Genomic DNA, 3,471 nt, shown 5'->3' on the forward strand with positions numbered 1-3,471 from the left:
CGCCTCCGGCATCGCCCACCTCCACAACATCATCCTCGCGGGATGACGCCAACACCGTTGCCGGCCAACGCCTTCACCGAGTTACGAGACGTCCTTTAGGCACCCTGTCAACACTCGACATTCGAGTCGCACATTCAGTCCGTCTTCTACTTGCCTCAGAGCTTTACTGTCAGGTTCACGACAGAAGGCAGTACGGGTTTTAAATAGGGTCTTGCTTCGCAATCACCTTCAAATAAGGGGAAGATTGGGCGGCGAAGACTACGTCGTTGGGCCGCTTATAAACCGACCGACGAGAGACTTAGGGTGCCTCGTGGCTTATCGGAAGAGAGTCTTGCCGGCGTCGACAAGCAACCTTGAAAACGCGCCTGCCCCCGGGAGGGGAGCAGGGTTTATGGCAAACGGCTGATGCAATGGCTGATGACGCGACGGAAAGTGACAGGAGTGTGACCGTCCATGACGACGCTGACAACGGCCGCCCTCCACTTGTGCGGTTGACAGTCAATCTCGCCCCCCGCTCAGTCGAGGCGCTCGATTCAGCCTGCATTCGAACGAAAGATACCAAGACTGACACCGTGAACAGGGCCCTCGTCGTCTACAATGTCATGCTTGATCTCATTGAAAAAAGCGGCGGCCGGCTGACACTTCAGACCAGAGAAGGAAATACAGAAACATTGTATTTACTGATTTGACGCCGACCCCTGTTCGCTTAAAGCGCAATGTTCGTGGATCGCGGTCATTCTCCCCGAATAACGACTTCAGGCAGGATGGCCGGTCTTTGATTTCGCTGGACGAGGCTATTGCATTATCTCGGCGTGTTCTACCGCGGCCCGCTTCGGCTCCGGGCGGCGGCCTCGTGCAGCCGACACCTGTAGGCGGCGCGGACAGGAGACCAGTTGCACGCGCAGCCGGTCCGGCACTGGCGGTAGAGCCGGTGGCCGGCTCACTCATGCAGGGCTCGGCAAGATCCACGGCTCGTCGTCGAGCTCCACAGCTTTCACGTCAGCTACGGATGCCCCCGGGGCGACACCTTCCGCAACCTGTTCACCCACACGCGTTACCGAGGGGTTTTCGGGGGACGGTTCGAATCTTCATCGATAGCCATCGATTGACTGGCTACGTTTTTGCTGTTCAGCAGCATTGCGTTGGTGCCCCCGGCAGGATTCGAACCTGCGACACACGGTTTAGGAAACCGATGCTCTATCCCCTGAGCTACGAGGGCGCGAGGGCCTAGTCTAGCGACCTGGGGGTTCACCTGGGGTGGCAGGGAGTGGCCCACGTTCACCCACGTCACCCGGACCGCCGTTGTCGCAGCCCAGGACCACACACCGAGCACACGAACCCCCGGTTGCGACCGGCGGTCGGCCATGGTGACCCACGTTGGCACCGGTTCACCCCGGTTGGCATCCGCTGGAGAGCACACACCGCGCACATCATCGAAGATCATTTGGGGCTGTCCGCTCCCCCGGCTGGGCGCCGCCTCGCACGGGGGATCCGGCCAGGTCGCCATCAGCCGCGCGGTGGCTGGTCGTCGTTGTCGCGGGTCAGGTCCGTCGGGTTGATGAAGACGACGTCGACGTCGCCCACGGATGACGGGTCGAAGTCGCGTCGTTCGTCGGCGGGTCACCCGCGCTCGGCTGGTTCATTGGGTGATGGGGTCGGCTATACCGTAGTGGCTCCACCAGGTAGGCCGGTGTCTGCGGAGCGTGCCCCCAACGCGGGTCAGCAGCAGCCAGTTGCCGTTCTGGACCAGCGCCGCGTCCTCCTTCCGGGCGGCCAGCACCCGGGCCACGGCTTTCATCATGTTCGGGATGCCCTTGTCGACCAGGTCGTCTGCCCGCATGGAGAAGTCGATGTCGACGTACGTCTCCGGCTCCCACTCCCAGCGGGCACCGTCGTCGGCCTCGGCATCGAAATAGCCCTGGCTGCCTGAGGAGACGGTCAGCGCGTACCCGCGGGTGTCGTAGAGGCGGGCACCGAGCAGCCGTGGGTTGGTGCCGCTCGGTCTGGGCTTCTCGGCGGGTTCGGCTGCCACGAGATCAGCCACGTGGTCCAGGGGCAGGTCACCGGCGAGGGTCAACCTGAACTCCACAGCCATCTCTGCGCCTCTCCTCAGTCTCGACGGACGATCTGCACGATCGCGCCACTCGGCGTTACCGCGACGAGTTCTTTCAGCCTCTCGACCGGCCAGGTGTCGAACTGTGTCCGCAGGGCCGCGAGGTCTCCGTGCCAGTCGTGCAGGTTCAGCACCACGCGTTGGGTCTGCTCCTTGTCGACCTTGGCGCGGACCTCGCTCCAAACGCCCCGTACCGGCTTGCCGAGAGTGGGCGAATAGCAGTCGAACACATGACCCTCGATCAGGTAATCCGGGTCTTTGTTCGGGTTGCCCGAGTCGCCGGTACGGAGCCGGGCGTCGGCGATCTCCTGCCTGGTGGGGTTCTGGTGGACCCGGTAGCTCTTGCTGGCGACTATATCGGCGCATTCGTTCTCGAGCTCCAACGGACGCCGCCCGTCGTCGTCCAACCGGGGCGGAATTCTGGTTCTCGGACCGGTCGGCGTCCCGCCCGCGACGCCGGTCGGCTGTCTGGTCCAGGGCGTGCCGTGGTCATGGTCAGCGGATGGGGTGTCGCCGGCGGCATGAGGTGTCGACGGCGGGTCACCGTGCTGGGAAGGGGTGGGGCTGGCCGGTGGGTGACCGCCAGCCCCTGTCAGTTTCCCGACGAGCCCAACTGCCGGGCCTGCGCGATCGCCGCTTCGACGGCCTGCCGGGCCCCGCCGGTGCGTGCAACCACCAGCACCAGGACCTGCTTGATGGCCTCCAGGGCCTGCAACAGCGGCCCGGGCTGCCCGCCCTGCAGGACCATGGCGACGAGTTGCTGCGCCTCACCGACTCCGGTGATGGCCCCGGTCGCCGCGTCACGAGCGGCGTCCACGGCGCTCTGCACAGGCGCCAGCCCGGCGATCGTCTCCTGCGGGGTGGCCTCGTTCGGCACCGCCGCGGTGGCCTTCGTCGCCTCACCGATCGACCCGGCAAGACTTCCCAGGCCACCCTGGATGCCCGCGATCGCGGTGCGCACCCGCGCCACACCCGCCGCCACGGCGAGGAAGCCCGCGCCTGCCGCCCGCAGCGCCACCTCCTGCGCTTGGCTGTCGGCCGCGGCTGCCAACCCCTGGGCGCGTTCGACCCCGGCCATCAACGCACGGAGCTCACCGGTGATCTTCTCGATCTGCGACACGTGGCCGGCGCCCCAATCGACGTTAATGAAAGTGCTTGATGCCTGAACCTACCGGGCTACTCGCGAGGCCACCAGACACCAGCGAGGCGGTCGGCCGCGCCGGCAGCCACCGCGATGCAAGCAGCCGCATGAGCAGCTTCTGAACCGCCCCGGGTTCTGTGGAGACTTCAGCTGTTGGCTCCAACCACCTCGCGGGGCTGGGGTTGAGCGTAGAACATCGATTCGTGTTCGGTCGGTG

At 65.1% G+C, this 3,471-nt stretch carries 4 protein-coding genes and 1 tRNA gene; 1 reads left to right on the forward strand and 4 read right to left on the reverse strand.

All coding sequences use genetic code 11. From position 1 onward, the window contains the following. Positions 1–410: 410 nt before the first annotated feature. The gene (locus tag SM450_RS30935; RefSeq protein ID WP_474623312.1) at positions 411–689 is read left to right on the forward strand and encodes a hypothetical protein; all 279 of its coding nucleotides are present in this window, start codon (positions 411–413) and stop codon (positions 687–689) included. Positions 690–1,143: 454 nt separating this feature from the next. On the opposite strand, the gene SM450_RS30940 is transcribed toward SM450_RS30935, so the two are convergent. The 4 genes from SM450_RS30940 to SM450_RS30955 all read right to left on the reverse strand — a co-directional run bounded on the left by SM450_RS30940 (position 1,144) and on the right by SM450_RS30955 (position 3,233). Next, a tRNA-Arg gene (locus SM450_RS30940) sits at positions 1,144–1,219 on the reverse strand. Between the two features lie 420 nt (positions 1,220–1,639). Then, entirely contained in the window at positions 1,640–2,095 is a 456-nt protein-coding gene (locus SM450_RS30945) for a SitI3 family protein (RefSeq protein WP_474623313.1), read from the reverse strand. 14 nt (positions 2,096–2,109) lie between these two features. Further along, positions 2,110–2,520 (reverse strand): CdiA C-terminal domain-containing protein, encoded by a 411-nt coding sequence (locus SM450_RS30950; RefSeq protein WP_091434016.1) that lies wholly within the window; start codon positions 2,518–2,520, stop codon positions 2,110–2,112. Positions 2,521–2,705: 185 nt separating this feature from the next. After that, on the reverse strand, positions 2,706–3,233 hold the full coding sequence (locus SM450_RS30955) for a DUF6244 family protein (protein WP_474623314.1): 528 nt from the start codon (positions 3,231–3,233) through the stop codon (positions 2,706–2,708). Between the last annotated feature and the right edge of the window lie 238 nt (positions 3,234–3,471).

The organism is Micromonospora marincola (assembly GCF_056150385.1).